Source organism: Polaribacter sp. R77954 (assembly GCF_044595335.1).
Classification (GTDB): Bacteria; Bacteroidota; Bacteroidia; order Flavobacteriales; family Flavobacteriaceae; genus Polaribacter.
Map to the genome: position 1 here is coordinate 3,834,030 of NZ_CP138992.1, position 17,017 is coordinate 3,851,046.

Here is a 17,017-nt window from a genome sequence, read left to right on the forward strand (position 1 = left end):
TTAATTATATTCTTCATTCTCTTCAGCAACCAAACCCAAAGTGTTTTTAGTGCTTTTATTATAAGATTGCTTCGTGCCTCGCAATGACGCACCACCAACACTAACCTGCCCATTCATTAACATAGGCAATAACCAATCTCTTAATTCCGATAGTTTTTGGTTTTGGAATGAATTATTTATTATTTGATCATAAATAGGATTAGCTATTTTATAGTAGTCATTTAAAATATCAGAAATAGGATTAACAATTAAAGAAGTATCAACTGTTTTTTTATTAATATGTGGTTGTTGTGCACCAGTTCTTAACTTCATCAACCTTGGTATTTCGTTCACCAAATATGGATAAATAAATGATGATTTCAATTTATCAGATTCTAATATTCCTACAACAGATTGATTTGCACAAGCATCAATTCCAAGGATAGAAGGCCTTAAATGTCTTGTAATTGATAGAACACAACTGCCTTTTAGCATTAATGAAGTTGCTGAATTTGATATAGCTTCTTTTGTTACCTTTTCTTGAGAATCTATTATTGGAAAGTTTGCAATTTCACCCGAATTTAACCAAGGTATTTCTCCTTTCCAATATTCTATTACTTTAGTAGAAGGAGTTCCTCCTAACTCTGTTTTTAAAATATCTCCTATTTTACAAACCTCCCAACCTTCAGGAATTTCACGTTTCAATTCCTCATTAAAAACCATTTTACCACCAGAAGATTTATAAGGTTTTCCAGCTTGCCCTGAGCTTGACGAAGGGTTAGGAAAATCGAACTGTACAAACCAATAATCATACAACGTTTTTGCCATTGCTTCTAATTGTTGGTTTATTTTAATGTTGATTTCTATTTTAGCATCTAAATCTGATAAAACTTTGGCGATTTGTTTTTGGGTTGAAATTGATTTAGGAATTTCAATTTCCATTAAATCAAAAGATTTTAAATTAATTGTATCAAAAACAGAACCTTGACTTCTTTTTATAATATTCTTTACATAATTTTTTAGTGAATAGTACAAAAAATCGGTGTCTGCTATGTTTTGTTTTCCTCTTATCCCAAAACAAGATTGATTAAAACACATTGGCTCACCAATTTGAGCTAACGCACCAACTGTTCCTCTCGCCGAAATTATAATATCTCCTTTATTAAGAAACTTTGTATTACTTTCTTTAACTCCTTTTTCTGTTATTTTCTTTTCTGTATCATAAACGAAGCGAAGGTCATTATTGAAATCTGTAACGGAAAGCCAACCAATACTTCCATTCCAATATTCAGGAACTTTTGTTTTTGGTGTTCCTCCACTAATAACATCAATAATTGAACTTAAAGAAACTTTAATCATATTTCAAACTTTTCAAATTCTTCTGAATTTCAGATTCCAAGGATTTAGATTCTGCAAACAAATTCTCTAAATTACATTCAAAGGCATTCATTTTAGTTGCAAAATCCTCCGCTGAAATATCTATGTATTCAATTTTTACTTCAAAATATTGTCCTGCACTTAAACTGTAGTTTTTGGCTTTGATATCCTCATAAGAAACCACTACTGAAAAATCTTCTTTTACTGTTTTGGTATTGAAAACATCAATAATTCGTTGTTCTTCTTGTGGGCTTAACACTGTTTTTTGGTTTTTACCTTCCTTTACTTTTGTGCCTAAATTAGAAGCATCAATCAATACTACATCTTTAGTATTGGTTTTGTCTAAAAACAGAATACTTACGTTGGTACCTGTAGTGGCAAAGATATTAGAGGGCATAGAAACCACACCTGCCAACATTTTACTTGCTACCAATTTTTGGCGTATCTTTTTATCAATACCAGATTGTGCTGTAATAAAACCTGTAGGCACAACAATGGCTGCTTTACCTTTTGCAGACAAACTGTGCATAATGTGCTGTATAAACAACAAATAGATTGCCATACTTTCTTTCTTTTTAGCAGGTACTTTTGGGATGCCTGCAAAAAAACGGTCTTTGTTGGTATTGGTGTCTAAATTGGCACTATAATCAGAAAAGTCTAATTTAAAAGGCGGATTGGAAACAATATAATCGAAGGTTTCTAAACTGCCATCTTCTTTTTTATGATAGGGATTAGAAATGGTGTTTCCTTGAATGATATTCTGAATGGAATGTACCAAATTGTTTAAAATTAGGTTTAAACGCAACAAACCAGAAGATTTTTCTGAAATGTCTTGTGAGTATATGGTACATTTATCTTCGCCAATGGCGTGTGCTAAATTCATTAATAAAGTTCCAGAACCTGCACTAGGATCGTAACAAGTAGCATTTGTAACGTTTGTATCTGTAACCAAACAAGCTGCCATAATTTTAGCCACTGCATGTGGTGTAAAATATTCTGCATATTTACCACCAGCATTACTGTTGTAATCTTGTATTAAATACTCGAAAATTGTGGCAAAAAAATCGAATTTTTGATTGAAAATATGCTCAAAACTAAACGAAACTAATTTATTAATTAAGGCTTTGCAAAAGTTATCTTTAGATTCAGAAACTTTGTTTCCTATACTTTCAAACAATATTATTTTTTCTCCACCTTGTGTTAATACTGAGAAAATATCGCTGTTTTTTGCAGCAGTTTTTAATAAGGCATCATCAAAGATTTCAGCAAAATTTGGTTCGTTTTGTTTTTTAAACAAGTTGCTTAATAAATGTTCAGCAGCAATAGTTGCAGTACTTTCATTGAGTTGCATATTGATGAACTCTAAATCATCCGCAGGAAATTGCAATAAAGTTTCCTCAAAATTATCTGCTGCTGCTAATGTTGGTTCTATCTGTTTAACTTCATAAACATATTTATCATTTAAAAATTTGTACAAAAATATTTGAGAGATTACTGTAAACTCTTTTGCACTATTACCCAAACCGTAATTGGCACAGACGCTTTTTAAATCGTCTATTAATGCTTTGGTTTGTGTTTCAAATTGTAGGGTTTGTGTCATAAATTTATTAGGCTACATTGCCATTATACTCGTTAATATATTCTTTTACTAAAATACTATTGATGCGTTTTACATCGCTTGCATTGATGTTTATTTTTTGTTTGTTTTTAAATTGATTGATGACCAAACGCATCATCATTTTTTCTACATAACGCTCGTTTTCTAACACTTTAGCGTTTTGTAAAATTTCGTTGTCTACTTCTTCTTTTAATCCTTTTAAGGCTTCAAATAATTTACGCTCATTATCGGTTAGCGGATTCTTTTCTGATAATCGTTTGTGAATACGTGCATATTTTTCATCATAATCATATTTAGCCCGTAACAATTGGTTTTCTCTTTCTAACTTTTTGGCTTGATCATAAATAGCATTCAATGCCTTAATATTGGCTTCCATTTCTTCTTTAGAAACTTCACTTAAATTTTTCTTTTTAAACAAACGTTCTAATTCTTCTTTTAAGGAAACAAAAATTGGGTCTTTTGGATCGAAATTACCACCCAACATTTCTCTGGTTCTTTGCAAGGTATCTTTCAATTCGTCAGCCAAAACCATTTCTTCTTCTTTTACTTTGGTAAATGCGAAAATAACGTCTTCTAAAGCTGTGTTTAAAATGTTGTTGGTTTCTAAATTGGTTTCTAATGCGATTTTTGTATTGATTAAAGCCAATCTATCATTTGTGATTCTAGATAATGAAGAAAGTGTTCTAAAATCTAATTGCTCTAACAGTTCAAAATTACCAGACAAACGGATTAAGTTATACAACTCTTTAGCATTATTTAATGCTTTTGCAATTTCTCTGATTTCTTTGCGATCGTTTATTTCAGAAATTTGCTGATTAAAAACTTCTTTGTTTGAAGTATTGAATCTAAAGATGATGTCCTTAATTTCTTCTATCTCCTTTTCAATTTCTTCAGCAGATTTAAACAGGTTAGAGTAGTGTTGCATTTCGTCTCCTAACTCACCTTGCAACTCGTTAAAATAATCTTGATTTGTTTTATCAAACTCTTTTTGAATATCAGCAAAATCGACTACAAAACCATATTTATGGTCTTTATAGGTTCTGTTAACTCTGGTTAAGGTCTGCAATAAATTGTGTGATTTTATTTTTCGCCCAATGTACAGTTTCTTTAAACGTTTTGCGTCAAAACCAGTTAATAGCATATTGTACACAAACAAAAAATCTATATTTCCTGCTTTAAAATCTGCAACCCAATCTTTACGATCTTGCTTTGAGCCAATATCATGTAAAATAACTTTAGCAGTCTTTACTTTACTGTTTTCTAATTTCTTTTTACCATAACTTTCAGTATCTTCTGCTGCTAATCCTAAATAACTTTCTTCTTTTTGAGCATAGGTATTGTCAAAAATTTCTGACATCATTTTTGCCTGTTCAGAAGAATCACAAACTACCATTCCACCAATAGAGTTATCTCCCATAGAAATTCTTGCTTGTTCTAAATCTCTAACAATGTATTGCAACATTGGCTCCACAAACTTATGATGTGCGTATACAGTCTTTTTATCAGCATCACCTTCTAAAACTTTAATTTTATCTAAAGCTTCTTGTAAAGTTAGTTTATAATTGGTTTCTATTTCTTCACGAATTAAACGTAACGTATATCCATCTTTTATGGATAAATTGTAATAGTATTTGTGAATATAATCGCCAAACAAAGTTTTAGAATTGTATTCTGTGCCCAATAAAGGCGTTCCTGTTAATCCTATTTTGATAGAATTTTTATCTGCTAATTCTAGATTGGCTAAAAAACTACCTTTAGGATTGTAACTTCTATGCACTTCATCTAAAAAGAAAATACGCTGCACTCCTAAATTGTAATCGTTGTTTTTAATTACATCAGGATCATCTTTAAACTTTTGAATATTAACCACTGTAATTTCTGCTTTACCAGAACTATTATGAATTACTTTGGTTGATTTTATATCCTTCGTAAATTCTTCTCTACTATTTACTTTATGTACGATTAATCCACGTGCACTAAATTCTTTGGCAGCTTGGGTTAATAAATCCAAACGATCTACAATAAAGTAAAACTTAGGAATTACATTTTTAGTTTGAAAATAATGCGTAAGATGTTTTACATTAAAAAAAGTTAGTGCAGTTTTACCTGAACCTTGTGTATGCCAAATAATACCTTTTTTAATCTTATTTTCTAATGTATTTTCAATGGCTTTTGTTGCAAATAATTGAGGATAGCGCATTACGTGTTTTTGTAATCCGTTTTCTTCTTCTACATAAGCAAATGCATATTGTAATATAAATTTTAGTCTATCTTTTTGAAATAAAGAAGTACTTATTTGATTCGTTGGAGTGTTTGGGCTTTTATTAGTTGCAAATTCTTCTGAATTTTTAATACTAATTAAGTTGTTGTCTTTTAAAACAAAGTTTTCTACTTCTTCTGAAACTGGAGATAATAATTTGTTTAAATCAAAATTCTCTTCTTCTCTAAAAAAATTGAATATTGGTTTTCTGTAATTGGTTGTGCAGTAAAAAGCACCTTCTAGCATCTGTATATCACTATCACTATAAGGCATATTATTAGAAAAAACCATTAATTGTGTTAGGTTGATAAACTTTCTGAACTTTTTATTTTGAATACGAGTTTGCATTCGTTTGTGTTCTGCTAAAATTCCATCTCTATTGTTCGGTTTTTTAACTTCAATAAATACTAAAGGCATTCCATTGATTAACAAAATGATATCTGGTCTAAAGTTGTCATCATCTTTTTCATAAGGTAGTTCTGTAACTACGTGAAAAGAATTATTATCAAAATTTTTAAAGTCAATGAGTTTAACTCCTGATTGATCTATTAACTTCTTATAAAATGCTCTTCCTAAATCTTCATATTCTAGAGATAATGAAATTTCACTAAAGATTTTATCGGCTTCCTTTTCGGATAAGGTTGAATTGAGCTTTTTTAATTGATTGTAGAAGATATCTTTAAAAATATTCGTTTCTAAATCCCAGTTATTTTCTTTCAAAGAAAGATAGTTGTAACCTAATTTAATTAAGTGTAGAATTGAAGGAATTTTTACTCTAGAATCTTCGTTGAATTTCATTCTTAGCAATCAGTTTTCATTAGCAGATTTAAATATAGAGAATTTTATTAAAATGATATGTTTTAAATATTGATTTCTGTAATAATAGTTTTGATTATTATAGGGTTCATATTTTAGACACATTTATTTAACGTAAAGTATTTCCTGTTTATTTGATTTTATATCGAATCCACGTTAAAACCTTGTTTGTTTTAATGCGCCACCAAGTGCCACCAACAGCCCATAACCCCATATTTCACAAGGGATAGAGAGTGCCACCCAAAAGCCACCAAGTGCCACCAATTGCCACAACTTGTGGTAATTTCCAATACAGATTAAAACAAAAAACAAACAAAAAGTCAACAAAAAACCACCAAGCTATTTTATTTGGTGGCAACATTAATGTCATTGAAAAAGACAATTTGTAGTATATTTTGTGTTATTTTTTATTGAAACGTAAAAACAGTAGTTTTTGTTGATAGTATTAAAAAACGAATCATATAATCTGTAGTAATTATAAATTTTCTTGGAATGAGTAAAACATAACAATTGGATATTACTTTTGTGCAAAATATATTTCGTGGTTAGAGCCAAATACTTGTAAGGTTTATGTGTTGTTTTTATCGATTTTTAAAGTAACACAGCATAAGCATTGCATGTTTGTTTTTGTGGAATATCTGTTTACTTTGTGTTTGCTGATTATAGAAACTCTTTAAATTATCTTGTTCTTATACATCTTTAAGCAAAATAAATGTTTGCTTTTTGTGGAATTTATGTTTGTGTCTTTTTACTTTAACCCAATAAACTTTACCTGTTTTTCAATAAAATAAACTCAAAAAATATCAAACTTGTTGATAATTGCAAAACAATATGAAAAAAGTCGATTTTTTGTTGATTTGTTGAAAAACTTACATAAAATACTGTTTATCAACACTATAATGTATCAACAAAAGTTCAACATACTGTCAACAGAAATTTTTAATTGTTGATTGTTGACAGTTTGTTGAACGTATGTTATTCTCCTAAACCTTTGCTGTAACTGTGTTTTACAGAAAAACATCAACGGTCAACAGAAATATTGATAAAATCTTTTTTATGGAAAGTAAAATATCTACCTTTTCTAGTTTGATAATCTACTATTTTTTGCTGAGATGTATTAAAGGAATCAAAATACCATTTATAAGTTCCATTAGTAGTACTTAAACGATATTCAGTTTTTAAACTTTTAGAAACCTTAGTTCTATTCGCTCTTATATTTCCTTCTTGTAACTTTTTTAACAAATCTGTTGCTGTATACTGTAATACATCAACATCAAAAGCAACAAAATCATCAATTAAGATTTCTTTAATTTCTTGACTTAAATATGTTTTATTTCCATTGACAACTTTATCTAATGCAGGAGTGTAAATCTGTTGCTTTGTAAACCACATTCGTGTTTTTCGATCAGCCTGTATAGTTCTACCATTTAAATAATATAAAAAGTGAGGAATCTCTTTTTGTAGTTTTTTTAGCATATCTACATCTTCATTTTTTAAAGAATTTATTTTCATTACCCAGTATCTAATCTCTTTTTCATCAATCTGAATAAAATTTTCTTCATTATTAGAACATAAAATGAACTTACCAAAAAAGTTGGTTTCCACTTTATCTTTTCCTTTGGCTTCTGTTTTATAAGAATTGGCAGTAGATAGGTTTTTTATACGCTCACTATCTTCTCTTTTATCTAATAAAACTTCATCTATTGCAATAATTAATTTTGATGACCAATCACTGTTAAATCTGTTTCTAAAATCTTCATTTTTGTTGATGGTCATATTGCCTTGAAAAAGTAGTTTTAACCAGTTTAAAAACGAGGTTTTTCCTGTATTATGTTCATCACTTACCAAACATAAAATGGGTAAAATTTGGGTTGGTTTTTGCCAAAGTATGGTTAGGTAGTCGATACCTAACTCATACTGTTTGCCAAAAATATGTTCTAAAAACTCTTTTGTTTTTGGAAACTCTCCTTTCACCAATTGATGCTCGATTTTCTCATATTCATTATAAAAAGCATTGATTTCATCTTTATAATTCTGATGATCGGGAATCGTGATAAAGCCATCATATTTTTTAATGGTTTGCAGAAAATCTTTTCCTTTATCTGTGATAATTTCTCCTTTAGACCATTTAATGAGTGCTTTGGTGCTATCTCCTGATAATAACGGAACGTTACATACCTTGTAGTAATCTGTTCCAATCCTAAGAAATTTCATAACTAAGATTTTGGAGGTATTTTATATTTATAAAAACCTCTATTGCCACCATCTTTCCAGTCTATATATAAAATCATTCCTGTAAGATTTGGGTCTCTACGATACAAGTCATCAATTTCTTCTTGAATGTTAACCCAATCAAATCTTGGATTACGAATAATAGTAGTTTTAATTTTTTCTAATTCAGTTTTAAAAAAATCTAATGTTTTTAGAAGTAAACTATCTGTTATTCTATCAATTCGTAGTCTTTCAATTTCTGTTAAAACCCTTTCTATAATAACAAGTCCATTCTTAATGAACTTGTTATTTTGTGCGTTATAATCTTCCATACTATCTTCTGTATTTTAAAGATTTAACTTCGTTTAAAGAGTTCTCTAAACTTTCTAAATTGATAACTATTCTTCTACCAATTTTGGATGCTTGGATTTTACCTTGCTTTACGTAATTTCTGATAGTGAGTTCTGTCACATTGAGCATTTTTGATGCTTCTTTTACAGTTACGTTCTTTTTTTGAGGATTTAATTTTCTGTTAATTAATTCCTGCATTGGATTTATCCTTCTAGCTATTGAAGAATCAATCATTTCTGACAACTCTTCGTGAGTTGTTACTATTATTTTTTTCATCTTTATATGACGTTTTAAATTATTAATTAAAACATATCATATTCAGTAATTACTAATATCCATGGATTGAATATTTATGTTTTATTACTGTAAAGGTGCGTGATTTAGTGATAAAAAAAAAGAAGTCGATATGAGTGAAATGGCATTGAATAAAAATGTAAATTATTGATTTTTAGGTTTTTAAACGTCTATTTTATGGATTTTTTATAAAAATTCAAAGCCTTCTTAAGTCTATTGTATCCATTTAATGGTGCTAAAATTGTCAATATCTCATCAACCATTTTAGTTTTACCTATTTTGTCTTTATCAGAGTTATTAACACCATATAAGAAATACTTATATTTAGTATTATTAGTTTTTGCTACTCTATCTTCGTTTTTTTCCAATGCTTCTGAACATAAAGAAAAGACTCTAAAGTACTCCGTTTCATTATCATCTTCTTTATCATTTTTATAATATTTCTTAAATACGTGAAGTATTATCATTCTTTGATTATCGGAGAGTTTAATTTCTTTTTTAGACTGTGCCTTTTCATCTTTTAATAATTTAAAATTCACTAAACTATCAAGACCATCTTCGGTCTTTTTAATTATAAAAAAGCTCTTAATATCTTTTTTACTCAATTCTTCACAAAATAAACTTCTATTATCGTAAAGCAAATTTGAATATTGTCGTAGAACTGTATATTTTGAAAAAAGCGTTAGAAAGTGATTAAAATTCTCATATTTAGAATATTTATGGTGATTGGAAAAATATATTTTTATATCTCTTTTAAAAATATTTTCAACTCTATCAACTTTATATTTTTTTTGTTCTAGATATGTACAACAAATACCCATTATTGAGGTACTGTAACCATCTTTACTATCATTTTCTTTGATTTCATTTAACTTTCCTTGAATATAGTTTTTATAAACATCATACAAATCTTCATCTTCTAAAGGAGAATCATAATCTTTCTCAATTTTATTGATAAATTCGTTTTTAAAAGTAAAAAGTTCTGTATTGTGTAACTTAATAAATTCTTGTCCGTAATTCATTTTTATTTTTTTATTTAAAAACACTGTTCATAAATTCAATTTTATCTTTTTTGCTTGGTTTGTAATACTTGTTAAATACCTCCAAACTCTTGTGTCCAGTTATAGACATAATCACTTTATCTGGAACCTTTTCATTTTTCATAATGGTAATGAAACTCCTTCTTGCAGTATGGCTAGAGATCCTTTTATAGAATGGTTTAAACTCTTCTTTCACTTCATTTCCAATTCTATAGGTTTTCTTTATCAGGTGATTAAACTTGGCTTCCTCAAAAACATCTTTTATATAATCATTAAATTTTTGGTTTGATATTTTGGGTAAATTATAATCATATTTTTCAAAAATCTTTTTTGAGATTGGGTTTAGAGGAATTTTTAATTGTTTGTTTTTGTCTTTTACATCAGAAACCCATATTTCATTGTCAATTACGTCTTGCTTTTTAATACTTCCATAATTACTAATACGAAGTCCAGTTGTACAACCTATGATAAATAAATCTCTTACTCTTTCAAGTTTAGGTTTATCAGATAAATCTAAGTCAGCTATTTCTTTAACTTGTTCTATAGATAAAGCTACTTCATTTGTGGCAAATGCTTGTGGAGATTTAAATGCTTTAAATTTATCATTATAGGTATGTTTGTTTTCTAACGCCCAATTTAGGAATGTTTTAAATAGACCTATATTTCGTCTTAAAGTATTTGCAGAATGTTCTTTTGTTTGAATACAATAATTCAACAATTTCTGGTAAAATGCTTGGTCTATTTTAGAAAAGTGAATTGTGGTTTTTGTATCTCTTTGAAATTCCTCTAAAAGTTTTTTATTGTACTTATATCTATTTATAGTACTATCAGCATTTCTTTGGTCACTAAAATCAAGGCTTTTATTCTGAATAAAAATTTCATAAATATCAAAGAAAACATTTGAGATTGGTTTTACTTTTTTGAAATGTTTGTCAAATTCAATTTTTAGGGTTTCAGAATCAAGACTTTCATTGGTGATTTTGTGTCTGTTTGCTAGTTCAATATAGAAATGCTCGTATCTGTCTAACTGACGCTTTATGGCTCTTGAATCTTCGCTCTCTTTAGACCTTCCAGTTAAATTTCTAGGTTGTCTATTTTCAAAATTCCATAAACTAGGTAAGATTGATTCTCCTGTCGAATAAACAAATTTTTTCCGTTCTTCTTTGATATAGGTAGAGAAAACTATTAGTGTTTCTATCTTGGATTTGGGCTTCCTTAGATTAAAAGTGAAATTCATATGCGTTGACAGTGGAGTTGACAGTAAAGGTACATTTTCTTATCAAATTACTCATATATTTAATGATAAAAATCGGTATTTAAGTAATTAAAGCACTGAAAAACAGGATATTTACGTATTTTTAGGTATATAAAGTTCGAATCCCTCTTTCTCCGCAGAGAATATATCAAATCTCACCAAAAGCCCGTAAACATTATGTTTACGGGCTTTTTTGTTTTCTTCAAACATCATTTAAACCGAATAAATATTCAATTAAAAGACACCTATTCGGTTACCTATTTTGTTTTCTAAATAGGTAACCGAATTTTAAAATAATTTACCCTAAATAGCTGTTATTTAGTTGTTTATATTTTGATTAATGTTTAAAATTTTGTATATTTATTAGATGTAAAAATAGGTAACCGATGTTTAAAACTTTTTCAATTCTTTTTTTTCTGCAAAGAAATAAAGTAACCAAAGATGGTAAAGCCCCAATTTACTTGCGAATAACGGTAAATGGAAAACGCAGCCAAATTAGTATTAAAAGAAAAGTAGCCGTTGAAAAATGGAATAGCGAAGCTGGAAAAGTAATAGGAAAATCTATGGAGGTAAGAGAGTTAAATCGTTATTTAAACTCTATAGAAAATAAAATATTTAAAATTCAGCAAAAATTATTGGATGATAATCGCCCAATAAGTGCATTGTTAATCAAGAATATTTTCATCGGAAAAGCAGAAAAACAGAAAATGCTGCTTAAAATATTCCAGGACCACAACAATCAAGTAGAAAAATTAGTCGGAAAAGACTTTGCACCAGGAACCCTTGAAAGATATAAAACCGCTAAAAAGCACCTTCAAGAATACATTAAATTAGAATACAGTTTAGAAGATATAGCTGTAAAAGAAGTCAATCATAAATTTATCACTGGTTTTTAATACTATCTAAAAACCGAGAAAAATTGTGCACATAACACAGCCATAAAATACATTACAAATTTCAAGAAAATCATCAGAATTGCGTATGTCAATGACTGGATAAGCAAAGACCCTTTTTATAACTGGAAAGCGAGACTTAAAACAGTAGAAAGAGAATTTTTATCCAAAGAAGAAATAGAAACCTTAGTAACTAAGCAGTTTTCTATACAAAGATTAAACCAAGTCAAAGACATATTTGTGTTCAGTTGTTTTACGGGCTTAGCCTATGCAGATGTTAAAAAACTATCGCATAATGATATTGTAATCGGTATAGACGGAGATAGATGGATAAAAACCAACAGAACAAAAACAAATACTAGAAGTAATATTCCGTTACTAAGCACCGCAGAAGCAATTTTAGAAAAATATAGCCATCATCCAGATGTGTTAAAAAGTCAGCTTTTATTGCCTGTGTTAAGCAATCAAAAAATGAATGCATCTTTAAAAGAAATTGCTGATGTCTGCGGAATCACGAAAAACCTCACCTTTCACCTGGCACGTCATACTTTTGCCACTACTGTAACTTTAACAAATGGAGTGCCTATTGAAACAGTGAGTAAAATGTTAGGGCACAAATCCTTAAAAACTACACAGCACTATGCTAAAATTTTAGATAGAAAAGTTGGTGAGGATATGAAAGCCCTAAAGGACAAATTCTCAAGTCAAAAACCAGCAGCTTCAAACACCAAAATAGTCAATTTAGAGTAGTTTATAGATTCTTAAAATAGAGGAGGATTTCTTGCGATTTTAATCATAATTTAATGTAAAAAGACACAAAAAATATAGAATCCATAATGTCTAATTTTTTTTATACCTTAATTGCTTAAAACTTAATTGACTAAGGATGAAAACTATAAATGATATTTTAAAAAAATATGATGATGAAATTGAAAAAGTAACGGAGCTAGACAACTTCCTGGAAACAAAGAGAAAGCTCGAATTAACATCACACTGTATCAATAACCTCAGAGAAGAAATTCGAAAAAAAAGATTTCCCTTCCCAAGAAGAAGAAATTGAATTTTTTAAATATCAAAAACCAAAATTACAAGGGTGTCTTTTCTTTTATGGTACACAATTAACTTATTATTTAGAGTGTCCAAAAGTAGGATCAGAACTACAGAAGCAATATTTAAAAAAGAGTATTAAACGTTTAGAAAATAGAAAAAAAAGAAATTTAGAATTCTTTTTTTATTATACCCAAAAGGAAACCATATCAGACAACCTTTATTTTTTACGTAAAAACATACAATTATCTCTTTTTGCTAAAAATTTTCAGATGAATAAATACCCATTATTCAATACCAACAAATCAACAGTGGCAGCAGAAATAACCGGCAATAGGTTATGTATCGACTTTTTTAACAAAGAATTGAATACTAAGTTTAAAAACAAAAAAGAAGTAAAACCAGAAGTTTTAACCAATTTATCCTGGACAGGATCTAAAACAGATTTAGTCGAATTGTTATTTGCGCTAAAAGAATCTGGAGCTATTAGAAATGGCAACTCAGAAATCAAAAAACTCAAAGAAGTATGCGAAGTTTTGTTTAATATCAAACTTGGTAATATCCATAAAACATTTAGTCAAATTAAAGCACGTCAAAAAGATCCTACAAAATTTTTAGATACACTCAAAAACGGACTATTGCAAAAAATAAATTACGACCCATGGTAGACAATTTACAGGGTATATTTTAGTACTACCTAAGCACTACCTAAAAGTTAAATTTCATACAAACCAAACAAGAGTTGTAAACAGAATCCCTTCTTTATAAGAGGGGATTCTTTGTTGTAAAAAAAAAATAAAACCCTGTAAATCAGTAGTTATAGACATTTGAAATGTTAAAATTTCTAGGTAGTACCTAATAACTACCTAAAGATTTTCAGAAATAGGCTGCAACTTTGTAACTCAAAAAAAAGGAATATAAACCCAAGAAAAAATCAAAGAAATGCCAGCACAAATTATTACAACAGACGATTTAAGAGAATTTAAAATGGAATTGTTATCAGAATTAAAAACAATGCTAACATCACATTCCAACACAAACGAAAAAAAATACTTAAAATCTTCAGATATCATGGAGATGCTAAAAATCAGTCCAGGAACACTACAAAATTTAAGAATCAATGGCACATTGCCATATTCAAAAGTTGGCGGAGTCATTTACTACGACTTCGATGATATCAAAAAAGTCATTGCAGAAAACCGCATTCACAATAAGTTTTAGAAAACTAATATAAGCCCCTTCTTTGTAGGGCAGGCCTTATGCAAAACGTAAACTACATAAAACACCTGAAAGGGATATTCTATCAATTCTCGAAAGACAATCGTTTAAATTCAACGCATATCAGTCTATACATTGCACTTTTTCAAATTTGGAATAACAATCGGTTTGTTCAAGAATTTTATATCAATCGAGAAGAAGTCATGCGTTTCTCTAAAATTGGCTCAAAATCTACATATCATAAATGTATCAAAGAATTAACCCATTGGCAATACCTCATCTATTATCCATCACACAATCCATACAAAGGCAGTAAAATCAAGATGTTCAATTTCGAGACAAGTGCTGTACAAGCTCTGGTACACAACAATACCAAAACAGAGACAAGTAGTGGACAAGCACTGGTATCTATTAATAAACATATACAAACTATAGAAAACTATAAAAACAGTAATAAACTAAACCAGCCAAAAAATGTAAAAGAAGTAATCCATTTTTTTTAAAATAAAAATTGGCCAAAAATAGAAGCGCAAAAATTTTACAACCACTACCAAGGCATTGGTTGGAAAGTAGGCGGAAAAACAAAAATTGTCAATTGGAAAGCCACCGCCAAAAATTGGATGATAAAAGCCGAAGAAATTTTGTCAGATCGAACACGGTCCAGAACAAACCAAAATCCAGTTAGCCAAAATCAAGACAACCTCAAAACAACCAAAAACAAGAATTACAACCAACCCTTGTAAAGAATACGAGCTTTAAAAAAAGACGTGAAACCTAACATAGGCAAAAATAAAAAATGAACAATTCACATCCCCATATAATCATCGAAGGCAGTGTACAATACCAATTGGGTATATTAAAAAATAATTGTGTGTATTACGATTTTAGTAAGATTCTAAGCTATCTACAAGCTAAGGGAGTAAAACTATTTGGTCAGAATTTCAAAATCTATAAAGAAGATTACTACATCATTTACAAACTATCATGTTATGCCATTCAAGATGCTAATGCTTGTAAAAAACTAAACATAGATCCAAATAAAGGAATCCTTCTTTCAGGCCCTGTGGGATGTGGAAAAACAAGTTTAATGAAATTAATCAGACACATAGCACCCAATAAAACAAAATACAATATAATTCCGTGCAGAAACACCGTGTTTAGTTTCAATCACATTGGCTATAAAACCATAGAAGACTATGGAAACCAACACCACTTTTGTTTCGATGATTTAGGAGTAGAACCTACAGGCAGACATTTCGGAAAAGACTGTAATGTAATGGGAGAAATCCTCTTATCACGTTACGATTTATTTGTAAAAACCTGTCACACCGAGCACAGTCGAGGAGTCATAACCCACGCAACCACCAACCTCAACGCAAAAGAACTCGAAGAACGATATGGAAATCGAGTACGCTCGAGAATGCGAGAAATGTTCAATTTAATTGCGTTTACCAAAGATAGCACAGACAAACGCAAATAACCCCAATGCAACACCCACCATCCAAAAGCCAAAATCAAAGTCAAAATCAAAGTCAAAGTCAACGTCAATGTCAAACCCATATTCCACTAAACCAAGCAGTATGTCATCTCCTGCAAGGTTTTACAAACCTGGCAGGTATGTTCATCAGAAACAGTAAATCTTTACAAAAGAAAATACAATCAAATAAAAACAGAAACCAAAAAAAAGCGATGGTAAAGGATAAGCCTATTAAATATTTGAATAAACAAATCCCCACAACCCAAAACCCGGGCAGAACATTAAGAAAACATCCAGCGGATGTTTTAAGTGAATGAGCCAGCTGGCGGGTTGGCAATGATAAATCAAAGTTTAAAATGAAGGAAAACAAGCCTCTGTCTTTTGGGTTGTTCCGCTTTCCAGCACCTAAGTTTAGCGTTTTACTCTCTAGAGGTACTTGCATTTTAAAGCTTGTATTTTCACACACTCAAACACAACTGTAAAAAGCAAACATTGTTATTGTTTTCATAAAACACAAAACTTCACCAAAGCTAAGTTACATAACTGGTAGTTATACGTACATTCAGTCACTTTTCTTTTTTAATCCATAAATACAAATGATCATTGAAACGAAAATATTGCATATCGCGATGCGCAATATAGAATAGCATGAAAACACAAAATAAGCATTTAAAGCCACAAGATGTTGTAATGTTACTCAAAATAGTGAGTGATAATAATGCTTCTTGGCATCAAAAACCATTGGCAGAAGCTTTGGGGGTTAAGTCAGTCAGAGATCAGTGAGGCGGTTTCAAAATGAGAATATGCCGGTTTATGAGATCCAAAGGCAAGCAATTGTTAAATGCTAAAGTTGTTGTTGAACCCACCAGTTCAAATCCAAATGGGTATCAAGATATGGACGGCTTTATCTTGCCAAATTCAAAATTGGTAATGATGACCTATTCTAAAAGATTATTTCGATTATCTAATCAAGTAAATACAGCACTTCAGCCGGATATAATAATAAATCAAAAAAAGAGTGATTTGTTGCAAAATAACGATACTGTTTTAGTGGAAGTATTAAAAGTAATTTTCTGAATAAACAAATAATTTTAATTGTCCTTGAAATATTGCTTTACTTGAAACACAATAATTGTTTGTTTGGTAACTTAAAACCCATTTTAATGCCTATAAAGTTTTAC

Annotated in this window: 14 protein-coding genes and 1 pseudogene; 7 read left to right on the plus strand and 8 right to left on the minus strand. The window is 29.7% G+C overall.

Translation table 11 applies throughout. From position 1 onward, the window contains the following. The 8 genes from SJY27_RS16505 to SJY27_RS16540 form a co-directional block, all read right to left on the minus strand. Positions 1-1,338, minus strand: coding sequence for a restriction endonuclease subunit S (locus tag SJY27_RS16505; RefSeq protein WP_397445971.1), 1,338 nt, complete (start codon positions 1,336-1,338; stop codon positions 1-3). After that, positions 1,331-2,956, minus strand: coding sequence for a class I SAM-dependent DNA methyltransferase (locus SJY27_RS16510; protein WP_397445972.1), 1,626 nt, complete (start codon positions 2,954-2,956; stop codon positions 1,331-1,333). Before SJY27_RS16510 ends, SJY27_RS16505 begins: the two co-directional genes overlap by 8 nt. Positions 2,957-2,963: 7 nt before the next feature. Further along, positions 2,964-6,032: a type I restriction endonuclease subunit R gene (locus SJY27_RS16515; protein WP_397445974.1), complete on the minus strand. Its 3,069-nt coding sequence runs from the start codon at positions 6,030-6,032 to the stop codon at positions 2,964-2,966. A 1,038-nt stretch (positions 6,033-7,070) separates the two neighbouring features. Further along, positions 7,071-8,264, minus strand: coding sequence for a primase-helicase family protein (locus tag SJY27_RS16520; RefSeq protein ID WP_397445976.1), 1,194 nt, complete (start codon positions 8,262-8,264; stop codon positions 7,071-7,073). A 2-nt stretch (positions 8,265-8,266) separates the two neighbouring features. Then, complete coding sequence (locus SJY27_RS16525; protein ID WP_397445977.1) at positions 8,267-8,593, minus strand: hypothetical protein; 327 nt, start codon at positions 8,591-8,593, stop codon at positions 8,267-8,269. A 1-nt stretch (position 8,594) separates the two neighbouring features. Beyond that, positions 8,595-8,888 (minus strand): helix-turn-helix domain-containing protein, encoded by a 294-nt coding sequence (locus tag SJY27_RS16530; RefSeq protein ID WP_397445978.1) that lies wholly within the window; start codon positions 8,886-8,888, stop codon positions 8,595-8,597. Between the two features lie 188 nt (positions 8,889-9,076). Then, the gene (locus SJY27_RS16535; protein WP_397445980.1) at positions 9,077-9,928 is read right to left on the minus strand and encodes a hypothetical protein; all 852 of its coding nucleotides are present in this window, start codon (positions 9,926-9,928) and stop codon (positions 9,077-9,079) included. Positions 9,929-9,938: 10 nt separating this feature from the next. Next, complete coding sequence (locus SJY27_RS16540) at positions 9,939-11,183, minus strand: tyrosine-type recombinase/integrase (protein WP_397445981.1); 1,245 nt, start codon at positions 11,181-11,183, stop codon at positions 9,939-9,941. Positions 11,184-11,587: 404 nt separating this feature from the next. Here SJY27_RS16540 and SJY27_RS16545 point away from each other — a divergent pair. The 7 genes and pseudogenes from SJY27_RS16545 to SJY27_RS16575 all read left to right on the plus strand — a co-directional run bounded on the left by SJY27_RS16545 (position 11,588) and on the right by SJY27_RS16575 (position 16,913). Further along, positions 11,588-12,844 (plus strand): annotated as a pseudogene (locus tag SJY27_RS16545) (site-specific integrase). A gap of 305 nt (positions 12,845-13,149) precedes the next feature. After that, a complete protein-coding gene (locus SJY27_RS16550; protein ID WP_397447939.1) occupies positions 13,150-13,809 on the plus strand; it encodes an RteC domain-containing protein in 660 nt (219 codons plus the stop codon). Positions 13,810-14,083: 274 nt separating this feature from the next. Then, positions 14,084-14,362, plus strand: a complete 279-nt coding sequence (locus SJY27_RS16555) for a helix-turn-helix domain-containing protein (RefSeq protein WP_397445982.1) — start codon at positions 14,084-14,086, stop codon at positions 14,360-14,362. 38 nt (positions 14,363-14,400) lie between these two features. Continuing rightward, a complete protein-coding gene (locus tag SJY27_RS16560; RefSeq protein ID WP_397445983.1) occupies positions 14,401-14,862 on the plus strand; it encodes a hypothetical protein in 462 nt (153 codons plus the stop codon). A gap of 293 nt (positions 14,863-15,155) precedes the next feature. Beyond that, positions 15,156-15,839, plus strand: a complete 684-nt coding sequence (locus SJY27_RS16565) for an ATPase (protein ID WP_397445984.1) — start codon at positions 15,156-15,158, stop codon at positions 15,837-15,839. Positions 15,840-15,844: 5 nt separating this feature from the next. Next, the gene (locus SJY27_RS16570) at positions 15,845-16,153 is read left to right on the plus strand and encodes a hypothetical protein (protein ID WP_397445985.1); all 309 of its coding nucleotides are present in this window, start codon (positions 15,845-15,847) and stop codon (positions 16,151-16,153) included. A 496-nt stretch (positions 16,154-16,649) separates the two neighbouring features. Then, entirely contained in the window at positions 16,650-16,913 is a 264-nt protein-coding gene (locus SJY27_RS16575; RefSeq protein WP_397445986.1) for a hypothetical protein, read from the plus strand. The last annotated feature ends 104 nt before the right edge of the window (positions 16,914-17,017 follow it).

Coding starts and splice junctions, on each gene's coding strand:
- SJY27_RS16515 (WP_397445974.1), bottom strand. CDS start 6,032: ATGAAATTCAACGAAGATTCTAGAGTAAAAATTCCTTCAATTCTACAC.
- SJY27_RS16560 (WP_397445983.1), top strand. CDS start 14,401: ATGCAAAACGTAAACTACATAAAACACCTGAAAGGGATATTCTATCAA.
- SJY27_RS16520 (WP_397445976.1), bottom strand. CDS start 8,264: ATGAAATTTCTTAGGATTGGAACAGATTACTACAAGGTATGTAACGTT.
- SJY27_RS16505 (WP_397445971.1), bottom strand. CDS start 1,338: ATGATTAAAGTTTCTTTAAGTTCAATTATTGATGTTATTAGTGGAGGA.
- SJY27_RS16570 (WP_397445985.1), top strand. CDS start 15,845: ATGCAACACCCACCATCCAAAAGCCAAAATCAAAGTCAAAATCAAAGT.
- SJY27_RS16530 (WP_397445978.1), bottom strand. CDS start 8,888: ATGAAAAAAATAATAGTAACAACTCACGAAGAGTTGTCAGAAATGATT.
- SJY27_RS16565 (WP_397445984.1), top strand. CDS start 15,156: ATGAACAATTCACATCCCCATATAATCATCGAAGGCAGTGTACAATAC.
- SJY27_RS16510 (WP_397445972.1), bottom strand. CDS start 2,956: ATGACACAAACCCTACAATTTGAAACACAAACCAAAGCATTAATAGAC.
- SJY27_RS16540 (WP_397445981.1), bottom strand. CDS start 11,183: ATGAATTTCACTTTTAATCTAAGGAAGCCCAAATCCAAGATAGAAACA.
- SJY27_RS16525 (WP_397445977.1), bottom strand. CDS start 8,593: ATGGAAGATTATAACGCACAAAATAACAAGTTCATTAAGAATGGACTT.
- SJY27_RS16535 (WP_397445980.1), bottom strand. CDS start 9,928: ATGAATTACGGACAAGAATTTATTAAGTTACACAATACAGAACTTTTT.
- SJY27_RS16575 (WP_397445986.1), top strand. CDS start 16,650: ATGAGATCCAAAGGCAAGCAATTGTTAAATGCTAAAGTTGTTGTTGAA.
- SJY27_RS16555 (WP_397445982.1), top strand. CDS start 14,084: ATGCCAGCACAAATTATTACAACAGACGATTTAAGAGAATTTAAAATG.